Annotated in this window: 26 protein-coding genes; 24 read left to right on the top strand and 2 right to left on the bottom strand. The window is 63.8% G+C overall.

The window, feature by feature from the left end; all coding sequences use genetic code 11:
• Positions 1-12 precede the first annotated feature (12 nt).
• The 8 genes from CC207_RS13740 to rpoS all read left to right on the top strand — a co-directional run bounded on the left by CC207_RS13740 (position 13) and on the right by rpoS (position 7190).
• Entirely contained in the window at positions 13-1125 is a 1113-nt protein-coding gene (locus tag CC207_RS13740; protein WP_016712915.1) for an S-(hydroxymethyl)glutathione dehydrogenase/class III alcohol dehydrogenase, read from the top strand.
• A gap of 10 nt (positions 1126-1135) precedes the next feature.
• The gene (gene fghA, locus CC207_RS13745) at positions 1136-1984 is read left to right on the top strand and encodes an S-formylglutathione hydrolase (protein WP_028690656.1); all 849 of its coding nucleotides are present in this window, start codon (positions 1136-1138) and stop codon (positions 1982-1984) included.
• A gap of 111 nt (positions 1985-2095) precedes the next feature.
• Complete coding sequence (ispF, locus tag CC207_RS13750; RefSeq protein WP_028690655.1) at positions 2096-2569, top strand: 2-C-methyl-D-erythritol 2,4-cyclodiphosphate synthase; 474 nt, start codon at positions 2096-2098, stop codon at positions 2567-2569.
• Positions 2566-3624 (top strand): tRNA pseudouridine(13) synthase TruD, encoded by a 1059-nt coding sequence (gene truD / locus CC207_RS13755; protein ID WP_028690654.1) that lies wholly within the window; start codon positions 2566-2568, stop codon positions 3622-3624. Before ispF ends, truD begins: the two co-directional genes overlap by 4 nt.
• Positions 3612-4361 carry a 5'/3'-nucleotidase SurE gene (gene surE / locus CC207_RS13760; protein ID WP_028690653.1) on the top strand — a complete coding sequence of 250 codons (750 nt, stop codon included), beginning with the start codon at positions 3612-3614 and terminating at the stop codon, positions 4359-4361. The genes truD and surE overlap by 13 nt, the downstream gene beginning before the upstream one ends.
• 38 nt (positions 4362-4399) lie before the next feature.
• On the top strand, positions 4400-5038 hold the full coding sequence (locus tag CC207_RS13765) for a protein-L-isoaspartate(D-aspartate) O-methyltransferase (protein ID WP_162175259.1): 639 nt from the start codon (positions 4400-4402) through the stop codon (positions 5036-5038).
• Positions 5039-5222: 184 nt separating this feature from the next.
• The gene (locus CC207_RS13770; protein ID WP_028690651.1) at positions 5223-6077 is read left to right on the top strand and encodes a peptidoglycan DD-metalloendopeptidase family protein; all 855 of its coding nucleotides are present in this window, start codon (positions 5223-5225) and stop codon (positions 6075-6077) included.
• A gap of 105 nt (positions 6078-6182) precedes the next feature.
• Entirely contained in the window at positions 6183-7190 is a 1008-nt protein-coding gene (rpoS, locus tag CC207_RS13775; protein WP_011535249.1) for an RNA polymerase sigma factor RpoS, read from the top strand.
• Positions 7191-7736: 546 nt separating this feature from the next.
• On the opposite strand, the gene fdxA is transcribed toward rpoS, so the two are convergent.
• Complete coding sequence (gene fdxA / locus CC207_RS13780) at positions 7737-8060, bottom strand: ferredoxin FdxA (RefSeq protein ID WP_028690650.1); 324 nt, start codon at positions 8058-8060, stop codon at positions 7737-7739.
• 140 nt (positions 8061-8200) lie between these two features.
• Positions 8201-10774, bottom strand: coding sequence for a DNA mismatch repair protein MutS (gene mutS / locus CC207_RS13785; protein WP_069016707.1), 2574 nt, complete (start codon positions 10772-10774; stop codon positions 8201-8203).
• A 152-nt stretch (positions 10775-10926) separates the two neighbouring features.
• Between mutS and CC207_RS13790 the strand changes: the two genes are divergently transcribed.
• From CC207_RS13790 to CC207_RS13865, 16 genes are all read left to right on the top strand, one after another.
• Positions 10927-11673: an XRE family transcriptional regulator gene (locus CC207_RS13790; protein WP_082337656.1), complete on the top strand. Its 747-nt coding sequence runs from the start codon at positions 10927-10929 to the stop codon at positions 11671-11673.
• Between the two features lie 463 nt (positions 11674-12136).
• Positions 12137-12484: a phage holin family protein gene (locus CC207_RS13795; RefSeq protein WP_028690647.1), complete on the top strand. Its 348-nt coding sequence runs from the start codon at positions 12137-12139 to the stop codon at positions 12482-12484.
• A 25-nt stretch (positions 12485-12509) separates the two neighbouring features.
• Positions 12510-12698: a Com family DNA-binding transcriptional regulator gene (locus CC207_RS13800; RefSeq protein ID WP_028690646.1), complete on the top strand. Its 189-nt coding sequence runs from the start codon at positions 12510-12512 to the stop codon at positions 12696-12698.
• Positions 12699-12708: 10 nt separating this feature from the next.
• The gene (locus CC207_RS13805; protein ID WP_088852258.1) at positions 12709-13539 is read left to right on the top strand and encodes a putidacin L1 family lectin-like bacteriocin; all 831 of its coding nucleotides are present in this window, start codon (positions 12709-12711) and stop codon (positions 13537-13539) included.
• Positions 13540-13601: 62 nt separating this feature from the next.
• Positions 13602-14099 (top strand): hypothetical protein, encoded by a 498-nt coding sequence (locus CC207_RS13810; RefSeq protein ID WP_028690644.1) that lies wholly within the window; start codon positions 13602-13604, stop codon positions 14097-14099.
• Positions 14096-14656, top strand: a complete 561-nt coding sequence (locus CC207_RS13815) for a phage baseplate assembly protein V (RefSeq protein WP_088852259.1) — start codon at positions 14096-14098, stop codon at positions 14654-14656. The genes CC207_RS13810 and CC207_RS13815 overlap by 4 nt, the downstream gene beginning before the upstream one ends.
• Positions 14657-14904: 248 nt before the next feature.
• Positions 14905-15237 (top strand): hypothetical protein, encoded by a 333-nt coding sequence (locus CC207_RS13820; protein ID WP_028690642.1) that lies wholly within the window; start codon positions 14905-14907, stop codon positions 15235-15237.
• Positions 15238-15340: 103 nt separating this feature from the next.
• Positions 15341-15667, top strand: a complete 327-nt coding sequence (locus tag CC207_RS13825) for a GPW/gp25 family protein (RefSeq protein ID WP_088852260.1) — start codon at positions 15341-15343, stop codon at positions 15665-15667.
• The gene (locus CC207_RS13830; RefSeq protein WP_088852261.1) at positions 15664-16545 is read left to right on the top strand and encodes a baseplate J/gp47 family protein; all 882 of its coding nucleotides are present in this window, start codon (positions 15664-15666) and stop codon (positions 16543-16545) included. The genes CC207_RS13825 and CC207_RS13830 overlap by 4 nt, the downstream gene beginning before the upstream one ends.
• Before the next feature lies 1 nt (position 16546).
• A complete protein-coding gene (locus CC207_RS13835) occupies positions 16547-17158 on the top strand; it encodes a phage tail protein I (protein WP_050704440.1) in 612 nt (203 codons plus the stop codon).
• Positions 17151-19547 carry a phage tail protein gene (locus CC207_RS27625; protein WP_088852262.1) on the top strand — a complete coding sequence of 799 codons (2397 nt, stop codon included), beginning with the start codon at positions 17151-17153 and terminating at the stop codon, positions 19545-19547. The genes CC207_RS13835 and CC207_RS27625 overlap by 8 nt, the downstream gene beginning before the upstream one ends.
• Complete coding sequence (locus tag CC207_RS13845; RefSeq protein ID WP_088852263.1) at positions 19544-19924, top strand: phage tail assembly chaperone; 381 nt, start codon at positions 19544-19546, stop codon at positions 19922-19924. Before CC207_RS27625 ends, CC207_RS13845 begins: the two co-directional genes overlap by 4 nt.
• Entirely contained in the window at positions 19921-20787 is an 867-nt protein-coding gene (locus tag CC207_RS13850) for a phage tail protein (RefSeq protein WP_088852264.1), read from the top strand. Before CC207_RS13845 ends, CC207_RS13850 begins: the two co-directional genes overlap by 4 nt.
• A 126-nt stretch (positions 20788-20913) precedes the next feature.
• Entirely contained in the window at positions 20914-22080 is a 1167-nt protein-coding gene (locus CC207_RS13855; protein WP_088852265.1) for a phage tail sheath family protein, read from the top strand.
• Positions 22081-22093: 13 nt separating this feature from the next.
• Entirely contained in the window at positions 22094-22603 is a 510-nt protein-coding gene (locus tag CC207_RS13860; RefSeq protein WP_023628885.1) for a phage major tail tube protein, read from the top strand.
• Positions 22604-22615: 12 nt separating this feature from the next.
• Positions 22616-22918: a phage tail assembly protein gene (locus tag CC207_RS13865; RefSeq protein ID WP_028690637.1), complete on the top strand. Its 303-nt coding sequence runs from the start codon at positions 22616-22618 to the stop codon at positions 22916-22918.
• Positions 22919-22974 lie beyond the last annotated feature (56 nt).

Genomic DNA, 22974 nt, shown 5'->3' on the forward strand with positions numbered 1-22974 from the left:
TGGAGACCTTTGATGATCAAGTCCCGCGCCGCCGTCGCCTTCGAGGCCAAGAAACCCCTGGAAATCGTCGAAGTGGACGTGGCCATGCCCAAGGCCGGCGAAGTGCTGCTGCGCGTTGTCGCCTCCGGTGTCTGCCACACCGACGCCTATACCCTGTCCGGCGCCGACCCGGAGGGCATCTTCCCGTCGATCCTTGGCCATGAGGGTGGTGCGATTGTCGAAGCCGTAGGCGAAGGCGTCACCTCGGTGGCGGTTGGTGACCATGTGATCCCGCTGTACACCCCGGAATGCGGCAAGTGCAAGTTCTGCCTGTCGGGCAAGACCAACCTGTGCCAGGCCATCCGCGCCACCCAAGGCAAAGGCCTGATGCCCGACGGCACCACCCGCTTCAGCTACAAGGGTCAGCAGCTGTTCCACTACATGGGCACCTCGACCTTCTCCGAGTACACCGTGCTGCCGGAAATCTCCGTGGCCAAGATCCAGAAGGAAGCTCCGCTGGAAAAGGTCTGCCTGCTCGGTTGCGGCGTGACCACCGGCATCGGCGCGGTACTCAACACCGCCAAGGTCAAGCCGGGTGACACCGTGGCCATCTTCGGCCTCGGCGGCATCGGCCTGTCGGCGGTGATCGGCGCGGTCAAGGCCAAGGCTTCGCGCATCATCGCCATCGACATCAACCCGGCCAAGTTCGAGATCGCCCGCCAACTGGGCGCCACCGACTGCATCAACCCGAAAGACTACGATCGCCCGATCCAGGAAGTGATCGTCGACCTCACCGACGGCGGCGTCGATTTCTCCTTCGAGTGCATCGGCAACGTGCAACTGATGCGCGCGGCGCTGGAGTGCTGCCACAAGGGCTGGGGCGAGTCGGTGATCATCGGCGTCGCCGGTGCCGGCCAGGAAATCGCCACCCGTCCGTTCCAGCTGGTCACCGGCCGCGTCTGGCGTGGTTCGGCCTTCGGCGGCGTGCGGGGTCGCAGCGAGCTGCCGAGCTACGTCGAGATGTCCGAGAAGGGCGAGATTCCGCTGGACACCTTCATCACCCACACCATGGGCCTGGAGGACATCAACAAGGCCTTCGACCTGATGCACGAAGGCAAGAGCATCCGCAGCGTGATCCACTTCTGAGGGCCTCGCCATGACCCTGGAAAATCTCTCCTGCCAGAAAAGCTTCGGCGGCTGGCACAAGCGTTACCGGCACAGCTCCAAGGTGCTCGGCTGCGACATGGTGTTCGCCGTGTACCTGCCGCCCCAGGCCGAGCAGGGCGAGAAGCTGCCGGTATTGTACTGGCTCAGCGGCCTGACCTGCACCGACGAGAACTTCATGCAGAAGGCCGGTGCCCAGCGCCTGGCCGCGGAACTCGGGCTGATCATCGTTGCCCCGGATACCAGCCCGCGTGGCGAGCAGGTGCCGGGCGACCCGGACGGCGCCTGGGACTTCGGCCTGGGCGCAGGGTTCTACCTCAATGCCACCCAGCAGCCCTGGGCCCAGCATTACCGGATGCACGACTACGTGGTGGAGGAGTTGCCGGCCCTGATCGAGGCGCACTTCCCGGCGTCGGACCAGCGCAGCATCAGCGGCCATTCCATGGGTGGGCATGGCGCGCTGGTCTGCGCCCTGCGCAACCCAGGGCGCTACCGTTCGGTGTCGGCGTTTTCGCCCATCAGCAATCCGATGGATTGCCCGTGGGGCGAGAAGGCGTTTTCCCGCTACCTGGGGGAGGACCGTGCGCGTTGGCGGGAGTGGGACGCCAGCGTGTTGCTGGCCGAGGCAGGGGAGTGCCCGCCGTTGCTGGTGGACCAGGGCGATCGCGATGACTTCCTCGAGAAGCAGCTCAAGCCGCAGGCGCTGGAGCAGGCGGCGCGCAAGGGTGGTCATGCGCTGACCCTGCGCCTGCAGCCGGGCTATGACCACAGCTACTACTTCATCGCCAGCTTCATCGATGAGCACCTGCGTCATCATGCGGTGGCGTTGGGCAGGGTCTGACACCGCCTGCAATTTCTGGGAGAGCTGGCTTGCCGGCGATGGGCTGCGAAGCAGCCCCATTACCTCAAAAGCAGGTAGAATCACGCCCTGACTCAATCAGGGCGTTTTTCTATGCGTATTGGCCACGGCTACGATGTCCACCGTTTCTGCGACGGTGATTTCATTACCTTGGGCGGGGTGCGTATCCCCCACAAGTTCGGCCTGCTGGCCCACTCCGACGGTGACGTGCTGCTGCACGCCCTGAGCGATGCCCTGCTCGGCGCTGCGGCGTTGGGCGACATCGGCAAGCATTTCCCTGACACCGACCCGCAGTTCAAGGGTGCCGACAGTCGCGTGCTGCTGCGCCACGTGGTCGCCGTCGTGCGCGACAAGGGCTGGAAGGTCGGCAACGTCGACGCCACCATCGTCGCCCAGGCGCCGAAGATGGCACCGCATATCGAGACCATGCGCCAGCAGATCGCCGCAGACCTGCAGGTCGAACTCGACCAGGTCAACGTCAAGGCCACCACCGAAGAAAAGCTGGGCTTCACCGGCCGCGAGGAGGGCATCGCCGTTCACGCGGTCGCCCTGCTACTGCCAGCATGACCGAACTGGAACTGCTGGGGCCGCGGGCCTCGGGCGAAGCCTTGGGCACCGCCGTGCTCAAGGCGGTGGCCGAAGACTTCCAGGTCGATGAAGTCCTCGATATCCCGCTGTCCGGTCAGGGGGAGCATCTGTGGCTGTGGGTCGAGAAGCGCGATCTCAACACCGAGGAAGCGGCCCGCCGCCTGGCCCGCGCCGCCGGTGTGCCGGTGCGCGCCATCAGCTATGCCGGCCTGAAGGACCGCCAAGCCTTGACACGCCAGTGGTTCAGCCTGCACCTGCCGGGCAAGGCCGACCCCGACCTGTCCCGCGCCGAGGACGACACCCTGCGGGTGCTCAAGCAGGTGCGCCATCAGCGCAAGCTGCAGCGTGGGGCGCATTCGGCCAATGGTTTCACCTTGCGCCTGACCGCGCTGCAGGCCGACCGCCCGGCCCTCGATGCCCGCCTGGAGCAACTCAAGCAGCAGGGTGTGCCTAATTACTTCGGCAGCCAGCGTTTCGGTCATGCCGGCGGCAACGTGCATGATGCCCAGGACTGGGCTGCACGCCAGGCATTGCCCGAGCAGCGCAACGTGCGCTCGCGGCTGTTGTCGGCCGGGCGCAGCTACCTGTTCAACCAGGTGCTGGCCGCCCGGGTGGCCGATGGCACCTGGCAGCGTGCCCAGGTCGGCGACCTGCTCGCGTTCACCGACAGTCGCAGTTTCTTCCCGGCAGGAGAGGGCGAGTGCAGCGATCCGCGCCTGGCCATTCTTGACTTGCATCCCACCGGCCCGCTGTGGGGCGAAGGGCAATCGCCTTGTGCCGGCGCGACCCAGGTGCTCGAGAGCGAAGTCGCCGCGCGTCATCCTGCGTTGTGCCAATGGCTGGCGCGAGCGGGCATGGATCACGAACGGCGCATCCTGCGGCTCCCTATTGGGCGTCTGTCGTGGCATTATCCCGAGCCTGATATCCTGCAACTGGAATTCGTCCTTCCGGCCGGATGCTTCGCCACCGTGGTGGTGCGCGAACTCGTCGATCTGGTGCCGGCAGGGCAGACGGACAGCCCATGCGTATTCTGATTTCGAATGACGACGGTGTTACCGCACCCGGCATCGCCGCGCTGCATGAAGCGCTGGCGGATTACGCCGAGTGCGTGGTGATTGCCCCGGATCAAGACAAGAGCGGCGCCGGCAGTTCGCTGACGCTTGATCGGCCGCTGCACCCGCAGACCCTGGCCAACGGTTTCATCAGCCTCAACGGCACGCCCACTGACTGCGTGCACCTGGGGCTCAACGGCCTGCTGCCGGAAACCCCCGACATGGTGGTGTCCGGCATCAACCTGGGCGCCAACCTGGGTGACGACGTGCTGTATTCCGGCACGGTCGCCGCCGCCCTGGAAGGGCGTTTCCTCGGCGGTACCTCGCTGGCCTTTTCGCTCCTGTCGCGCCTGCCCGACAACCTGCCGACTGCCGCCTATATCGCCCGGCGCCTGGTCGAGGCGCAGTCGCGCCTGGAGCTGCCACCGCGCACCGTGCTCAACGTCAATATCCCCAACCTGCCGCTGGAGCACATCCGTGGCATCCAGCTCACCCGCCTGGGACATCGGGCGCGTGCCGCGGCGCCGACCAAGGTGGTCAACCCGCGGGGCAAGGAAGGCTACTGGATCGCCGTGGCCGGCGATGCCGAGGACGGCGGGCCGGGTACCGATTTCCATGCAGTGATGCAAGGCTACGTGTCGATCACGCCGTTGCAGCTGGATCGCACCTTCAACGATGCCTTCGAGCGCCTCGACGGCTGGCTGGAGGGCGTGCTCTGATGCGCGAACAGGACGATCTGCAGCGTCGCGGCATCGGCATGACTTCCCAGCGTACCCGGGAGCGGCTGATCCAGCGCCTCTACGAAGAAGGCGTGTCGAACGCCAAGGTGCTCGAGGCCATTCGCCGCACTCCGCGCCACCTGTTCGTCGATGAAGCCCTGGCCCATCGGGCCTACGAGGACACGGCGCTGCCGATCGGCCATAACCAGACGATCTCCCAGCCGTTCATGGTCGCGCACATGAGCGAGCTGTTGCTGGAAGCCGGGCCCCTGGACAAGGTGCTGGAGATTGGCACCGGTTCGGGCTACCAGACGGCGATCCTGGCCCAACTGGTGGAACGGGTGTTTTCGGTTGAGCGGATCAAGGTCCTGCAGGATCGGGCCAAGGAGCGTCTGGTCGAGCTCAACCTGCGCAACGTGGTGTTCCGCTGGGGCGACGGCTGCGAAGGTTGGCCGGCGCTGGCGCCGTACAACGGCATCATCGTCACCGCGGTTGCGCCCGAGGTGCCCCAGGCACTGCTCGACCAGCTGGCACCGGGCGGGCGCATGGTGATCCCGGTCGGTCCGGCGGGGGAAACCCAGCAACTGATGCTGATCGTGCGTGAAGAACATGGTTTCTCGCGCCGGGTGCTCGGGGCCGTGCGCTTCGTGCCCCTGCTCAACGGCCCGCTGGCCTGAGTGGCGCAACGGAATATTTGCGTCGGCGACGAATTCTTGCGTCGGGCCCCTGTCTATCTGGCGTGGCGATATTCGTACACCGATCAGGCCAATTGCGAGTCACCCCTGGCAGGGTGGCTCGGTTATAATTGAAACAATATTGCATTTTGTATCGTCATTATTTGACAGCATGAGGGGAGCGCGGGTGGGTCACACAGGCATGCGGCAGCGCAAGGAACGGTCGGTATTGAAGCTTCTGGTGATTGCGCTGGCCATGGGTACCCTGTTGGCTGGCTGTTCCAGCACCAGCTCCAACGGCGCCCGCGTGGTCGATCGCAACAACACCGCGCCCAAGCGCCCGACCGTCACCTCGGGGCAGTACATCGTCAAGCCTGGGGATACGCTGTTCTCCATCGCCTTCCGCTATGGCTGGGACTACAAGGAGCTGGCGGCGCGCAACAACATTCCCGCCCCCTACACCATTCGCCCGGGTCAGCCGATTCGTTTCAGTAGCGGCGTGGGGGGGAGCACCACGGTTGTCAGCAGCCCTTCTTCGTCGAGCAAGACCACCGTCATCCGCCGACCGGTCGCGACCACCGTACCGGCGACCGGTAATGGCAAAAGTGCCACTACTGCCTCTTCCACCACCTCGCAAACGGTTGCCCAGGTGCCCGCCGCAGAGCGCGCCGTGGGCGGTTGGACGTGGCCGGCGAACGGCGTGCTGATTGGTAAATTTGCTTCAAACGGTAGTTTGAATAAAGGCATTGATATCGCCGGTGATTTGGGACAGCCTGTTTTTGCTGCGTCTGATGGAGCGGTGGTCTACGCCGGCAGTGGCTTGAGGGGCTATGGCGAGCTCATCATCATCAAACACAGCGATACCTACGTCAGTGCCTACGGTCACAACCGCAGGCTTTTGGTTCGGGAGGGGCAGCAGGTCAAGGCAGGGCAGACGATCGCAGAAATGGGGTCCACGGGCACTGATCGGGTGAAGCTGCATTTCGAGATTCGCCGCCAGGGCAAACCCGTCGATCCTCTCCAGTTCCTGCCACGCCGTTGATCAATGTCCCAGCCTGTTCCTTGGATGTAGAGGGGACAGGCTCCAGCGCTGCCATGGAAGGGTGACGCTCGAGTCTGAGTTCGAACTCAGCAAAGGACTATAACAATGGCTCTCAGCAAAGAAGTGCCGGAGTTTGACATCGACGATGACCTGCTTCTGATGGAGACAGGCATCGTTTTGGAAACGGATGTGGTGTCAGACGAACCTGCTGTACCTTCGGTTCGGACCAAGTCGAAACAGGGCGCGTCGCTCAAGCAGCACAAGTACATCGACTACAGTCGCGCACTTGATGCCACTCAACTGTATCTCAATGAAATCGGCTTCTCGCCCCTGCTTTCGCCAGAGGAAGAAGTGCATTTCGCGCGCCTGTCGCAAAAAGGCGACCCGGCCGGTCGCAAGCGCATGATCGAAAGCAACCTGCGCCTGGTGGTCAAGATCGCCCGCCGTTACGTCAATCGCGGCCTGTCGTTGCTCGACCTGATCGAGGAAGGCAACCTTGGCCTGATCCGTGCGGTGGAGAAATTCGACCCCGAGCGGGGCTTCCGTTTCTCGACCTACGCGACCTGGTGGATCCGCCAGACCATCGAGCGGGCGATCATGAACCAGACCCGCACCATTCGCCTGCCCATCCACGTGGTCAAGGAGCTCAACGTCTACCTGCGCGCTGCCCGTGAGCTGACGCAAAAGCTCGACCACGAGCCGTCGCCGGAAGAAATCGCCAGTCTGCTGGAGAAGCCGGTGGCCGAGGTCAAGCGCATGCTTGGCCTGAACGAGCGGGTGTCCTCGGTGGATGTCTCGCTCGGGCCTGACTCCGACAAGACGCTGCTCGACACGCTTACCGATGATCGCCCCACCGATCCGTGCGAGCTGCTGCAGGACGACGACCTGTCGCAGAGCATCGACCAGTGGCTGGGCGAACTGACCGACAAGCAGCGCGAGGTGGTGGTGCGGCGTTTCGGCCTGCGTGGGCATGAAAGCAGCACCCTCGAGGATGTCGGCCTGGAGATCGGCCTGACCCGCGAGCGTGTGCGCCAGATCCAGGTTGAAGGCCTCAAGCGCCTGCGCGAGATCCTCGAGAAGAATGGCCTGTCCAGCGAGTCGCTGTTCCAGTAGTCACTGACGTGCGCCAGGCAAACGCCCCGACTTGTTCGGGGCGTTTGCGTTTTTTGCGCAGGCGCCAATCTGGTTGACTGACCTGACATCATTGAGGGGCCTTACTCACAACCCCATAGCCTGTCACCTGCGAAGTATTTATTTCTCCACCCTCGTAGCATCGCGTGTAAGCATTCGCTTACTCGTCATGTAAGCGATCGCTGTAGGGATCAGTAAATCAATGTCGTTTCCAGTGGCGTACTTTTTCTAACTATATGAAATATATAGGTTTTATAAATATCAAAAGATGTGTCGTCTGAATCATCCTGAGATATTCGTCGCTTGTTCCGTACCGGGGAATCGCTAGTATTCGAACTGTGTCAAGGGACAGACACAGGCCTTCAAGGATGACGGCCAGGGACATCGCGGGACGCGATTCATCAGTGGATGATGATTGGGACATACAGGGACTACGGAAAAAAATGTGGGCGGGTCAAACCGCCCCTTTTTTTTGCCTGTCGGAAATGAAAAAAGGCCCTTTCGGACCTTTTTCGCAACTGAACGCGATCAGCGCTCCAGATCGGCAATCTTGCCAGTCTTGCCGTCCCACGCTTCGGCGTCCGGCAGGGCGTCTTTCTTCTCGGTGATGTTCGGCCAGATCTCCGCCAGCTCGGCGTTCAGCTCGATGAAGTTCTCCATGCCGGACGGCACTTCGTCTTCCGAGAAAATCGCCTGAGCCGGGCACTCCGGCTCGCACAGCGCACAGTCAATGCACTCGTCCGGGTGAATCACCAGGAAGTTCGGGCCTTCGTAGAAGCAGTCCACCGGACAGACTTCCACGCAGTCGGTGTACTTGCATTTGATGCAGTTGTCGGTGACGACGAAGGTCATTTCTAATTCTCTCCTCAGGCGACGGCAGCTTGCCCTTCCTTACCAGGGCAGCGCGGTTCACGGTGCTGGCTGCAGGCCAGGCTAATAACCTGCAGTGCTCGCAAACCGCGCCGGATTCTACCAGCTTGCGCGGTGGGCCGTTATAACAGGTTTTTCAGTTGATATAGCATTTCGATAGCTTGGCGCGGCGTCATGTCGTCCAGGTCCAGCTTGCCCAGCTTCTCGATGGCCGGGTGTGGCAGGCTGGCGAACAGGTCGCTCTGGTGCGGCACGTGAGGCATGTTGTCGCGGGCCGGCATGACTGGCGCCTCGTGGGGCAGGCTGGCAGTCTCCAGCCGGCCCAGATGCTCGCGGGCGCGCTGGATCACCGCCGCCGGCACGCCCGCCAGTTGTGCCACGGCCAGGCCGTAGCTCTGGCTCGCCGGCCCCGGCAGGACGTGGTGCAGGAACACGATGCGTTCGTTGTGTTCGGTGGCGTTCAGGTGCACGTTGGCCACCAGTGGTTCGCTGTCCGGCAACACGGTGAGTTCGAAGTAGTGGGTGGCAAACAGCGTGTAGGCGCGCAGCTGGGCCAGGCGCTCGGCGGCGGCCCAGGCCAGCGACAGGCCATCGAAGGTGCTGGTGCCGCGGCCGACCTCGTCCATCAGCACCAGGCTGCGGTCGGTGGCATTGTGCAGGATGTTGGCAGTCTCGCTCATCTCGACCATGAAGGTCGAACGCCCGCCGGCAAGGTCGTCGCTGGAGCCGATACGGGTGAAAATGCGGTCGACCGGCGACAGTTCGCAGGCGGCGGCCGGGACGAAGCTGCCGATATGGGCCATCAGCACGATCAGGGCGGTCTGGCGCATGTAGGTGGACTTACCGCCCATGTTCGGGCCGGTGATGATCAGCATGCGCGTGCCGTTGTCCAGCCCGAGGTCGTTGGCCACGAACGGCGTGGTCAGCACCTGCTCGACCACCGGGTGACGACCCTGCTCGATGCGCAGGCACGGCTCGTCGACGAAGCTTGGGCAGTTCAGGTCCAGGTTCAGGGCGCGCTCGGCCAGGTTGCTCAGCACATCCAGTTCGGCCAGCGCGGCGGCGCTGTCCTGCAACGGCGCCAGGTGCTCGATCAGGGTTTCGAGCAGGGCGTCGTAGAGCATCTTCTCGCGGGCCAGGGCGCGGCTCTTGGCCGACAGCGCTTTGTCCTCGAACGCCTTGAGCTCGGGGGTGATGAAGCGTTCGGCCCCTTTGAGCGTCTGCCGGCGGATGTAGTCGACCGGCGCCTGCTCGGCCTGCTTGGTCGGCAGCTCGATGAAGTAGCCGTGCACGCGGTTGTAACCGACCTTGAGGTTGGCAAGGCCCGTGCGGGCCTTCTCGCGGGCTTCCAGGTCGATCAGGAACTGGCCGGCGTTCTCGCTGATCGCCAGCAGCTCGTCCAGCTCGCTGTCGTAGCCGGTCTTGAGCACGCCACCGTCGCGGATCACCGCCGGCGGGTTGTCGATGATCGCCCGCTCCAGCAGGCCGGCCAGCTCCGGGTAGGTGCCGGTGATCGCGGCCAGCCGCGCCAGGTGCGGGGCCTCCAGCTCGGCCATGGCGTTCTGCAGCTCCGGCAGGGCGCCGAGGGCATCGCGCAGGCGTGCCAGGTCACGGGGGCGGGCGTTGCGCAGGCCGATCCGCGCGAGGATCCGCTCGATGTCGCCGATTTCCTTGAGCTGCGGCTGCAGCTTCTCGAAACGGTAGCCGTCGAGCAGGCAGCGGATCGAATCCTGACGGGCCTTTAGCACCTTCAGGTCGCGCAGCGGACGGTTCAGCCAGCGGGTCAGCAGCCGGCTGGCCATGGCGGTCTGGCAACGGTCGATGACCGATTGCAGGGTGTTGTCGCGGCCACCGGCCAGGTTGATGTCCAGCTCCAGGTTGCGGCGGCTGGCGGCATCGAGGATGACCGTGTCGTCCATGCGCTCGTGGCGCAGGCTGCGCAGGTGGGGCAGGGCGGTGCGCTGGGTTTCCTTGGCGTAGGTCAGCAGGCAGCCGGCGGCGCCGATGGCCAGGGTCAGCTTGTCGCAGCCAAAGCCCTTGAGGTCCTGGGTGGCGAACTGCTGGCAGAGGCTCTTGCGCGCCGTGTCGCGGTCGAAGTCCCACGGTGCGCGGCGGCGGGCGCCGGGGCGCTTCTCGGCCGGCAAGCCCTGCGGCCAGTCGTCGGGGATCAGCAGTTCCACCGGGTTGATGCGCTCGAGTTCGGCCAGCAGGTTCTCCCAGCCCTTGATCTCCTGCACGGTGAAGTTGCCGCTGGTGATGTCCAGCACCGCCAGGCCGAACAGCCGCTCGTCACCCAGCAGGGCGGCGATCAAGTTGTCGCGGCGCTCATCGAGCAAGGCCTCGTCGCTGATCGTGCCCGGGGTGATGATGCGCACCACCTGGCGCTCCACCGGGCCCTTGCTGGTGGCCGGGTCGCCGATCTGTTCGCAGATCACCACCGATTCGCCGAGCTTGACCAGCTTGGCCAGGTAGCCTTCCAGCGAGTGGAACGGAATCCCGCACATGGGAATCGACTGGCCCGCGGACTGACCGCGGGCTGTCAGGGTGATATCCAGCAGTTTCGCGGCTTTCTTCGCATCTTCGTAGAAGATCTCGTAGAAATCGCCCATGCGGTAGAACATCAGCTGGTCCGGGTGCTGGTTTTTCAGCTTCCAGTACTGCTGCATCATCGGGGTGTGTGCGGAGAGATCAGACATTCAGGGCCTTACAGCGGGTGGTCTGGTGGCAAATTTCGAAACCGCTAATGGTACAGGCTTTTTCCGGTCGACGCAGGTCGGATGGGGTGGGGCAAATCTGCGCAGGTTGCCTGTTACAGGGCCCATTGCATTTTCGCTTCCACGGTTGCATTATGCGCATTATGCAAAAACGCAACGTAGCCTCCGTACTCAGAGAACTGCTCGCCCGCCACGGCCTGTCCCCTACAGAGCTGCATCGGCGCACGGGCGTGCCTCAATCCACCCTGTCGCGGATCCTCAGCGAGAAGATCGTCGATCCTTCGGACAAGCACGTCTCGAAGATCGCCGAGTACTTCGGCGTGAGCACCGACCAGTTGCGCGGCCGTGTCGAACTGGGCGAATCCCGTGACGCGGCCCCGCTCGCCCAGGGCCACGCGGCCCTGAGCGATATCAGCCTGTGGGACGATGAAACCCCCGTCGAGGACGACGAGGTCTCCGTTCCTTTTCTTCGTGAGGTCGAGTTGGCAGCAGGATCAGGAAGATTCGTCATCGAGGAAAGCGAGAACGCTCGCTTGCGCTTCGGCAAACGCAGCCTGCGCCACAATGGCGTGCAGTTCGACAACGCCAAGTGCGTGACGGTACGTGGCAACAGCATGCTGCCGGTGCTGCGCGATGGCGCCACGGTCGGGGTCAATACCGGTAAAAGCACCATCGGCGACATCATCGACGGTGACCTTTATGCCATCAACCACAATGGCCAGCTGCGGGTGAAACAAGTGTACCGCCTGCCCACCGGCATCCGCCTGCGCAGCTTCAACCGCGATGAGCACCCCGACGAGGACTACAGCTTCCAGCAGATGCAGGAAGAACAGATCAGCCTCCTCGGTCACGTTTTCTGGTGGGGCATGTACGCCCGTTGATCCCCGCGCCTCGATAGAAACCCGCCTCGGCGGGTTTTTTTTCGTCCTCAGAACCCCCCTACATCCACGTCGGATCAGGCCTCCATGCATAGGAGCAAAAGCTGATGCATAAAAATTTGAGTTTGTGCATTGACTGCATATGCATGAATGCATAATATGTATCCCAAGCCGGACGCAAACCGGTTGAGATACAGGCAGCGATGAACAGGCCTCGACTGTTCAGAGGGTTGGCAACTGGCCCGGGTGTGCAGCGTAAAGCACCACGATCAGTTATCCGGCGGGCAGGCGGCCGCGGTCGGAGTCACCAATTTGAAGCGCAACCGTACGGCGTCACCAGTCGTGGCCGACGGTTACACCGCGCATTACTGAAAAGCCTGCATAGCGGGCTTTTTGGAATGCCGAGTCAAGCCAATCACGATCCGCCGGCCTGTCGCCGGCGGGCAAACACACAGGAGACAGGAACGTGACGAACGAGCAACAGACGTTGCTGGAGATGCCGCTCTGGCTGGTGATCCTCCTGGCATTGCTGGGCGGACTTTCCGGCGAGATGTGGCGCGCCGACAAGGCCGGCGCCCGCGGCTGGGGGCTGCTCAGGCGGCTGGCGCTGCGCTCGGGGGCCTGCATGGTCTGCGGGGTGTCGACGGTCATGCTGCTGTACGCCAGCGGCATGTCGATCTGGAGTGCCAGCGCTTTTGGCTGCCTTACCGCCATGGCCGGCGCCGACGTGGCCATCGGCCTTTACGAGCGCTGGGCCGCTCGGCGGCTGGGGTTGGACGAACAGCCCGCGGCTGTACGCCAGGACGAAGAATGAACGTGGCAACAAGGAAGAAAAGCGAATGTTCAACGAGTTTCGCTGCGGTAAATGCAACCGCTTGCTGGCCCGCATCGGCGGGGCGGCGGTGGTCCAGATCAAGTGCTCGCGTTGCGCGACCTTGAACCACATGAAGGCCACGGGCCTCGACAACGTGCCGACGAGCGATCAGGACGGGCCGCAGAGTCCAGCTCCCCTTCAATCGATCCAGTAGGAGAAACACCATGGCAGGTCGTACCCGCATTCCTTTCAACGGCGTCGGCACTTCGGTGCTGCCCGCTTACCAGACCCTGTCGGCGGGCCAGTACCTGCTGTCGCCCAATCAGCGCTTCAAGCTGCTGCTGCAGGGCGATGGCAATTTGGTGATCCAGGACAACGGCGCCACCGTCTGGGTCGCCAATGAACAGCAACCTTTCAGCTCGACTATTCCCTTGCGCAACAAGAAGGCCCCGCTGGCCTTCTACGTTCAGTACGGCGCGTTCCTCGACGACTACTCGCGACGCCGGGTGTGGCTGACTGACAACAGCACCTTCACCAGCAACGACCAGTGGAACCGTACCCACCTGGTGCTGCAAGACGACGGCAATATCGTGCTGGTCGACTCGCTGGCGCTGTGGAACGGCACGCCGGCCATCCCGCTGGTGCCTGGCGCGATCGACTCGCTGCTGCTGGCACCTGGCTCCGAGCTGATACAGGGCGTGGTGTACGGCGCGGGCACCAGCAAGCTGGTGTTCCAGGGTGACGGTAATCTCGTGGCCTATGGCCCGAACGGCGCGGCCACCTGGAACGCCGGCACTCAAGGCAAGGGCGCCGTGCGCGCGGTGTTCCAGGGTGACGGCAACCTGGTGGTCTACGGTGCCGGCAATGCGGTGCTGTGGCACTCGCATACCGGCGGCCATGCCAGCGCTGTGCTGCGCCTGCAGGCCAACGGCAGCATCGCCATCCTCGACGAGAAACCGGTATGGGCGCGCTTCGGCTTCCAGCCGACCTATCGCCATATCCGCAAGATCAACCCTGACCAGAAGCCGATCGACATCTGGACCTGGCACTTCTGAGTCGGGCGTCGGGCCTTCACGGGCCCGGCCTTCGCCGAACCGAGCGTTCAAGGAGCACAAGCATGAGCGAACTGGCCCAGTTGTACGCGGCCGTCACCTCCACCCTGCGGGCGACGTTGCCGGCATTCGCCACGGTCGCCACGGAGGGCGACGTCACGCTCGAACCAGCATTGCCGGCCTTGGTCCATGGCGTGTTGCGCATGCGTGGCGACGAGGCGCTGCGTGACGGTCGCTCATTGCTGATGGCGACCTTCGAGGCCCGCGTCACCGCCCAGGGCACCCCCGCGCAGGCACGGACGCAGGCCGGCGTGCTGGCGGCGCAGCTGATCGATGTGCTGCGCCAGCAGTCCTGGGGGCTTGATTACGTCGAGGGCGCACGGGACATCCTCGCCGAAGCCGAGGGCACTTCCTGGCGGGTGCAATGGGAGCAACCGGTCCTGCTGGGCAGTGTCCAGTGGCCCTGGCCCGACCAGCCGGCGGGCAGCCTGATGCTGGGCTTCGCGCCGGACACCGGGCCCGGCAACCAGGACAAGTACCTGTCACCGGAGGACCTGGCATGAGCTACGCCAGCGCCATGCACGATCGCATGCTGGCCAGCCTGGTGATTCCCTGCCGGGTAGTGGCGGTGGACCTGGCCGCGGCCCGGGTACGGGTGTCCGACGGCGGCGGCTGGACCAGCGCCTGGGTGCGCTGGCATGCCCAGGCTGCCGGCATGGCCCGCCATTGGCGGGCACCGAGCCTGGACGAGCAGGGCGTGTTGATCAGCCCCAGCGGCGAACCGGCCTTGGGCACCTTCGTCCCGGGGTTGTACGGCAATGCCGGGACGGCGCCGGACAACCGCGACCATGTCGAGGTCTGGCGCTTCGACGATGGCGGCTCACTGGCCTACGACTGGCAGGCCAAACGCTATGACATCCAGCTGCCCAGCGGCCAGGCCACGGTCAAGGTCGGCGCCAGCACCCTGGTGGTCAGCGACAACGCTATCACCCTCGACGCCGCGTCGATCACCCTGACCGGCAAGGTTGCCATCAACGGCCCGCTGACGGTCAGCGGCGACATCAACGGCGGTGGCCGGATCATCGACACGGCCGGCAACACCGCCAACCACAAGCACTGAACCAAGGCCTGTACGAAATGTGTCTGCGCGAAGGCCAGACAAGGCGAAACGGGGGGAGGAACGGCCGGGGTCGCGCCCGACTGTACTGGAGTACATGAGCATTCCGAGCCCCGTTTCAACGCAGTATGGGCGAGTGCAGATACATTTCGTACAGAGCCCAAGGCCTTGAGCCCAGCAAGATCGCCATTGAGCGACATGAGCGCGGCATGTGCCGCGACCCATCATTTCGACTCAAAAGGTAAAGCAACATGGAAGCAGTAAAAGTCGGCAAGCATTTCTTCAACGCCCACCCAACCGCCGTCAGCCAGGTCTTCAGCGCCGCGGATAACAAGGATGGCGTGTACCTGCGCACTGCCACCCTGTGCACCGGCGGCGGCATCCTCAACCTGTACACCGGCCCGAAGGCGCCGGCCTACCTCGGTGACATGAGCGTCCACGCCATCATGGGCGGGATCAACGGCGGCATTGATTCGCAGTACACCCTGCCTTATCAGCTGTTCATCCCGGCGGGTTACGGCCTGTGGACCGTCGCCAACAACGCCACGGCGGCCATCGCCCTGACCTACGACTTCGTCTCCTGAAACGGCTGTCCGGCTTGTCCGGGCAACCCTTTCCTGCCTGCCAGGTGATAACCATGCGCTATCCGAACAGGCTACCTGGAGCCTCAATTCCAGGAGGTGCCCCATGATCGGCATGGACCGCCGCACCGGCCAGCCCCTGTCGGGCGTGGCCCACCTGCGTCAATCCATCGAGGACATTCTCACCACGCCGTTGGGCAGCCGGCGAATGCGTCCGGAGTACGGCAGCCAGCTGCGCCGTTACGTCGACCTGCCGGTCAACGAAGGCTGGAAGAGTGCGGTGCAGGCCGAGGTGGCCAGGGCCCTGGGGCGCTGGGAGCCGCGGCTGAAGCTGGAGCGGGTCAAGGTCGTCGCGGTGCTCGATGGCCAGGTCAGCCTGGCCTTGAGCGGTCGTTACCTGGGGGATGACGTCCTGGTGGAGGTGACGGTATGAGCCAGGTCGACCTGTCGAAACTGCCCGCTCCGCAACTGCTTGAAGACCTCGATTTCGAGGCGCTGTACCAGGAGGACTTGGCCAGCTTCCGTGCCCAGCTGGGCGACGGCTGGACCGCCAATCTTGAAAGCGACCCTGTGACCAAGCTGCTCGAGGTCGGCGCGTACCGCAAACTGCTCAACCGGGCACGGATCAATGACGCGGCCAAGGCGCTGCTACTGGCCTATGCCCAGGGCAGCGATCTGGATCAGCTGGCGGCCAACGTCAGCCTGCAACGCCTGGTGATCCAGGCGGCGGACCCGGGCACGATTCCACCGACCGAGGCCGTGCTCGAATCCGACGACGCCCTGCGCGAACGGGTGCAACTGGTCTACGAAGGCCTGACCACCGCCGGCCCGCGCAACAGCTACATCCTCCATGCCCGCAACGCTTCGGGGCGGGTTGCCGACGCGACCGCCGAAAGCCCGTCGCCGGCGGTGGTGGACGTTACTGTGCTTAGCCTGGACAACGACGGTGTGGCCAGCCCCGAGCTGCTGGCGCAGGTAAACGCCTACCTCAACGACGACGATATTCGCCCGGTCGCCGACCGGGTCAATGTGCGCAGCGCCGAGGTGCTGCCGTACCGCGTCGAGGCAGTGCTGCACATGGCCGACAACGGCCCGGAGTTCGAGGCGATCCTCAGCGAATGCCAGCGCCGTCTCCAGGCCTGGGTCAATCCGCGTCGACGCCTTGGCGTCGAGGTCGCCCGCTCCGGGATCGATGCGCAGTTGCACATTGATGGCGTAAGCCGTGTCGAGCTGGTCGGTTGGAGCGACATTCGCCCGAGCAAGGCCCAGGCCGCTTGGTGCACCGGCATCGTACTGCGGCGGGGAGGTTGATATGCAGAGCCTTCTGCCGCTCAACCGCACGCCGCTGGAGCGGGCCATCGAGGTGGCGGCCGACGAGGACCTCAAGGTCACGTTGCGCACCCTCTACAACCCCGACACCTGCCCGGCGCACCTGCTCTACCAGCTGGCCTGGGCCTGGTCGGTGGACCGCTGGGACGACAGCTGGAGCGAGGCGATCAAGCGCTCGGTGATCCGCTCGGCGTTCTTCGTCCATGCCCACAAGGGCACCCTCGGCGCCCTCAGGCGTGTGGTCGAGCCATTCGGCTACCTCATCGAGGTGCAGGAATGGTGGCAGACCCAGCCTGCCGGCGTACCGGGGACCTTTGCCCTGAAGGTCGGGGTGGCGGACAGCGGCATCGACGAACAGACCTACCAGGAGCTTACCCGCCTGATCGAGGACGCCAAGCCGGTAAGCCGGCATCTGGTCGGCCTCGACATCAGCCTGGAAAGCCTCATCCCCGCGTATCAGGCTGTTGCTCTCTATGAAGGTGAGCTGCTGGAGGTGCATCCCTGGCAGGCATCGGACATCGATGTGCATGTGGGCGCCTACAACCTGGTGAGCGACCAAACTCTGGACATACTGGACATCTACCTCAATGGCTAACTCAACCACGCAATTCGGTGGGTTCCTGACCAACGTGGGCATTGCCCAGCAGGCCAACACCGCCGTGCTGGGGCTGCCCTGGAACATCACCCACATGTTGATCGGTGATGCCGGTGGCGAGCCTTCGCAAACGCCGGACCCTACACCGAAACCTATCCAGACCGCGCTGGTGCGCCAGGTCTACCGGGCGCAACTGAACGCCCTCTATCAATCGCCTGCCGATCCCGGCGTGCTGGTCGCCGAGCTGGTCCTGCCGCCGGAAACCGGCGGCTGGTGGATCCGCGAGCTGGCGTTGGAAGATGCCAACGGCAACTTCATCGCCGTGGCCAAGCCGGCGCCCAGCTACAAGCCGTTGCTGGCGCAAGGTTCCGGACGTACCCAGACCATTCGCATGCACGTGGTTTTCGGCAATGTCGCCAACGTCACGCTGAAGGTCGACCCAAGCATCGTCTTGGCCACTCGCGATTACGTCGACAAGGCCCGCGAAGCCGCCGAGTTGTATGCGCGCAACCAACTCAAGACGCACCTGGAGGCAGCCGACCCGCACCCGCAGTACCTGCGCCGTGCCGACGCGGCCAAGGACGTCGGACCGCTGGCCTGGCTTGGTGCTGCCACCGGGACCGCCGATGCCTTGACCCTGAAGCTCAAGAGCGGCGAGTCGGCCTTGGCAGCCTATGCCCCTGGCCAGCGCTTCCAGTTCCAGGCCAGCGCCACCAACACCGGCGCCGTGACGGTGCGTATCAATGGCTTGGCTGCTGTGGCAGTGAAGAAGTCCGGCAATGCCGGCCTGGTCGACCTGGTAGGCGGTGACATCCGTAGCGGTATCCTGTACGACCTGAACTACGACGGAACCTGCTTCCAGCTCGGCGGTGGTGTCGGTGCCAGCAAGGCGTTCGAGCGTTTCTCGTTCGAGGCGTCGGTCGGCCAGACCGTCTTCAACCTGGCGCATACCGTCGGCAGCACCATCGTGCTGCGCAATGGCCGTGAGATCACCGACTACCTGTCCGATGGCCTGAAGATCACCTTCAAGGCACCGTGCAGCCTTGGCGAGGGGGTCGAGATCCTGGCATTCAGCTCGTTCTCAGCGGCCAACACCTACACCAAAGCCGAAATCCAGGCGCTGCTGACTACAGCTTCGGCGCTGCCAGTCGGCAGTATGTTGCCGTTCCCCAAGGGCACGGTGTCGCCGGGGTTTTTGGAGGTTGACGGTAGCGTGCAGAGCTCGACGGTTTTCCCAGACTTGGCCGCTTATCTGGCTGGCTCCTTCAACAAAGGGGATGAGCCGGCGGGTTACTTCCGACTGCCGGACTCGCGAGGAGAGTTCCTGCGTGGTTGGGATCATGGGCGAGGGGTTGATGTTGGGCGTGAGCTTGGTAGCAGCCAACTTGATGCCTTCAAGAGCCATGGCCACGGGGCCCCCATGTGGGCATCCAATGTTGTGGATAACACCGGCGGTCCGTTTTTTGTCGGCGCTGATGCTGGTGGAGTCGCTACAGGTACCAACTTCACAAACCTTACCTCCACGGGAGGTGAGGAGACTCGCCCACGCAACCTGGCAGTCATGTGGTGCATAAAGGCGTGGAGCACCCCGGTTAACCAGGGCCATGCCGACGTTGCCGCGCTTATTGCCGAAGCGAAGGCGCTGATGAAGGCATCGGCGACCGTGGGCGAGGCGCGCGGTGTGCGCATGGAGATCGCTTCGGCATCTGCCACGGCAACTGTTCAGGCAGATGAACTGGTGGTCAAGAACGCTCTGGGTGGCGCCGGCTGGTCGGTTGCGAACGTCTCTGTGCCGTTGAACCTGGGCACGGTCGGTGCCGGCGGCATGAATACCGGCACTGCGCCTGCCAACGGCTATGTGGCCATTTATGTGTTGCACAACTCCCAAGCCAAAACGACCGCAGCGGTAGCGGTGAATGCCAGCAGGGAGATAGCTGCCGAGGTTTTTGCCGGACCATGGCCTTCTGGAGGTTTCAGCGCCTCGGCACTGGTGGCAGTAGTGCCAACGGATGGCGCCGGGAGAATGCTCCCAGTGGTGGTGCGCGGACGCCTGGTTGCGCCAGCTCCCACTCAACCCTACCTGGGGACCGCTGCCGTCAGCATGGCACCGGTCTCCTTGGTAGGCTCCGTGCCTCCCAACGCAGTATCGGCCGAGGGGTTGTTCTCGGTCAGAAGTTCTCAGGCGGGCGCGATCTCCATCGAGTTGTACGCAACACCCAATGGCATAGGCATCAAACGCAACACCGCGACTCTTCCGGCGAACGGTGCCAGTTCCATCATGTTCGAAGGCTTGCCGCTCGTTACGCGCCAGCTCATGTACATGACCACTGTCAACCAGACACAGGGTACGCCGGAGTACAGCGTCTATATCACGGGGTATCGCATATGAAGTACTTGAGTATCTTGGATGGGGAAGTGACAAGTGTCTTTGCCTGCCCTCAATCACCTGAGTTCTGGTCGGGCATCGTGGAAGTGGAAGATGATGACCCACGTTACCTTGCGTTTCTAAACCAACGGCTCCCTGTAGGGCAGAGCGATGACCGCGTGTGGCGTGACACCGAGCTGGCCGAGATGGCCTGGCTGCGGGACCGACACCGCGATCAGGTGGAGCTGGGCATCGACATGACGCTCGATGCGCAGCAGTACAGCGCACTGATGGCTTATATCCAGGCGTTGCGTGATTGGCCTCAGGCCAGTGAATTTCCGCAGATCGAACATCGCCCCATGGCGCCTGAATTTCTTGTGCAGCCAGGGAGGTCGGCATGAGCCGCAGTGAAGTGCTTGCAGCCATCGAGAGCGGTATGCTCTCGGTACAAGGTCTCAACAATTCGGTCATCCGTGCCAACAAGGTGCTGGAGCCTCACGAAACCGGATTTCTGCTGGCAGACGCTTCGGCAGGCCAGACCATGATCACCCTGCCCAAGGCCAACCGCATCATGGATGTGCGGGTACAGCGCGTCGACAATAGCGCCAATGCCTTGCTGGTCTACGCCGCCAGCGGTGAGAAAATCAAGTTCCATATGCACCTGCGTCCAGAAGGTTACCCTTTCTGCATGGTGCTGGGTGGCGGTGATTTCTGGCATCTGCGCAGTGATGGCGCTGGTAGCTGGCTGCTGCTTGACCGGTTCGATAATACGCCGCTGGGACGTATCGCCTTTGAAACCACTACAGCCTCCAACCCAGGAGGCTGGGGGCGGCCTGACGCTCGGTTGCTGGGGCGTGGCGACTGGCCCTGGTTATGGGACCACGCTCAGCAATCGGGAATGCTTGTGGATGAAGCGCAGCGTGCTGGCATGGAGGGTGCCTGGACTCGTGGTGACGGCACTTCGACGTTCCGCATTCCGGATTTTCGCGGCGAATTTCTTCGCATGCTCGATGAGGGACGGGGGGTCGATCCTGGCCGTACTGCCGCCAGTTGGCGCATGGGGACAAAAATCACCGGTGACAATGCCAGTGCGCCTGCCGTTCAGGGTATCGGCAATCTGGCTGAGGTTGGGGTCGACAAAGGTGATGGTTTCACCAGCGCAATCTATTACGTCGGCGCCACTCAGACGGAAACGAATGCAATCTACTGGGGGACGGTAAGACCCCGCAGCACTGCCTACCCTGGACGTTTGAAGCTGATCTGAAGCGGGTTAGGCGGACTGTCTTCGCTTTCTTCACTTCGTTCTACTCCGGCCCTGAACGCTGTCAGGACCGGCTCCCATCCTGGCCCCGCACTCGCGGGGCTTTCTTTTTTCCTGGAGTAAACCTACATGAGTGGATTCTTCCACGGCGTCACCGTGACCAACGTCGACACCGGCGCCCGCAGCATCGCGCTGCCGTCGTCCTCGATCATCGGCCTGGTCGACACCTTCACCGAAGGCCCGGGCGTCACCGCCAAGGCCAATGACCTTATCCTGATCACCAGCGAGCGCGAAGCGGTCGCGGCGTTCGGCCAGGACGCGGCGATCACCAAGGCCTGCCGCGCCATCTACAGCCGCGCCAAGGCGGTCATCGTCGCCTGCGGCGTGGCCAAGCTCGAAGATGCCGCCGAGCAGACCTCGGCGATCATCGGCAACGTGCTGGCCGACGGCAAGCGCACCGGCCTGCAGGCGCTGCTCGACGGCAAGAGCCGCTTCAACGCCCAGCCGCGCCTGCTGGTCACCCCCAAGCACAGCGCCACCCAGGCCGTCGGCACCGCCCTGGTGGCCCTGGCCGACAAGCTGCGCGCCATCGCCATCATCGACGGCCCCAACACCACCGATGAAGCGGCCATCGCCTACGCCAAGAACTTCGGCGCCAAGCGCGCCTTCCTGGTCGATCCGGGCGTGCGCTACTGGGACAACGCCGAAGAGGTCACCGTCGACGCGCCGGGGTCGGCCTGGGTCGCCGGCCTGTTCGCCTTCACCGACCGCGAGTACGGCTTCTGGGCTTCGCCTTCGAACAAGGAGTTCGTCGGCATCACCGGCACCACCCGCGCCGTGGAGTTCCTCGACGGCGACGACACCTGCCGCGCCAACCTGCTGAACAACGCCAACATCGCCACCATCATCCGCGACGACGGCTTCCGCCTGTGGGGCAACCGCACCCTGTCGAGCGACCCGAAATGGGCTTTCGTCACCCGCGTACGGACCATGGACATTGTCATGGACGCGATCCTCTACGGCCACAAGTGGGCCGTCGACCGCTCCATCACCGCCACCTACGTCAAGGACGTCACCGAAGGCCTGCAGGCCTTCATGCGCGACCTGAAGAACCAGGGCGCGATCATCAACTTCGAGGTCTTCGCCGATCCGGAACTGAACACCGCCAGCCAACTGGAGCAGGGCAAGGTGTACTGGAACATCCGCTTCACCGATGTGCCGCCTGCCGAAAACCCCAATTTCCGCGTCGAAGTCACCAACCAGTGGCTGACCGAAGTCCTCGATTCCGCCGCTTAAGGAGCGCATCCGCATGGCAATGATTCCCGAAACACTGGCCAACCTGAACCTGTTCGTCGATGGCGTCAGCTTCCAGGGCGACGTGCCCAGCCTGACCCTGCCCAAGCTCACCCTGAAGATGGAAGAGCACCGCCCCGGCGGCATGGACATGCCGGTCGAGATGGACCAGGGCATGGAGAAGCAGGAAGCCGCCTTCACCACCACCGGCGTGCGCCGCGAGTCGCTGAAGTTCTTCGGCCTGGCCGACGGCACCGCCTTCAACGGCACCTTCCGCGGCGCCTTCAAGGGCCTGAAGGGCAAGATCAACCCGGTCATCGTCACCCTGCGCGGTTCGCTGAAAGAGATCGACATGGGTGACTGGAAGTCCGGCGACAAGGCCGAGATCAAGCACAGCGTCGCTGTCACCTACTACAAGCTCGAAGTCGATGGCCGCCTGGTCTACGAAATCGACGCCCTGGGCATGAAGCGGGTGATCGACGGCGTCGACCAACTGGCCGCCCAGCGCGCCGCCCTGGGTCTTTAAGGAGAACGCTCGATGGCTCAAGCGAAAAAATTGCCGCAATGGCTGACCGTCGACGCCGAGCGCGTGACCGTGCGCCTGTCGCGCCCCAGCGAGGCCAACGGTGTGCAGGTCGACAGCCTGTCGTTGCGCGCACCGACCGTGCGCGACATCCGCAATGCCCAGGCCGGTGGCGTGGGCGATGACGAGCAGCGCGAACTGAACCTGTTCGCCTCGCTCGCCGAGGTTGGCGTCAAGGACCTCGAGGGCCTGGCCCTGAAGGACTACAGCCGCCTGCAGACTGGCTATTTTCGCCTGGTGCAGGACGACGAGGTTTGACCCTGCCCGGCAGAAGGCCGCCGCCAGGCGGCTGGCCAAGGAGCTGAACTTTTCCG

It is taken from the genome of Pseudomonas sp. DrBHI1 (assembly GCF_002205115.1).
Lineage (GTDB): Bacteria > Pseudomonadota > Gammaproteobacteria > Pseudomonadales > Pseudomonadaceae > Aquipseudomonas > Aquipseudomonas mosselii.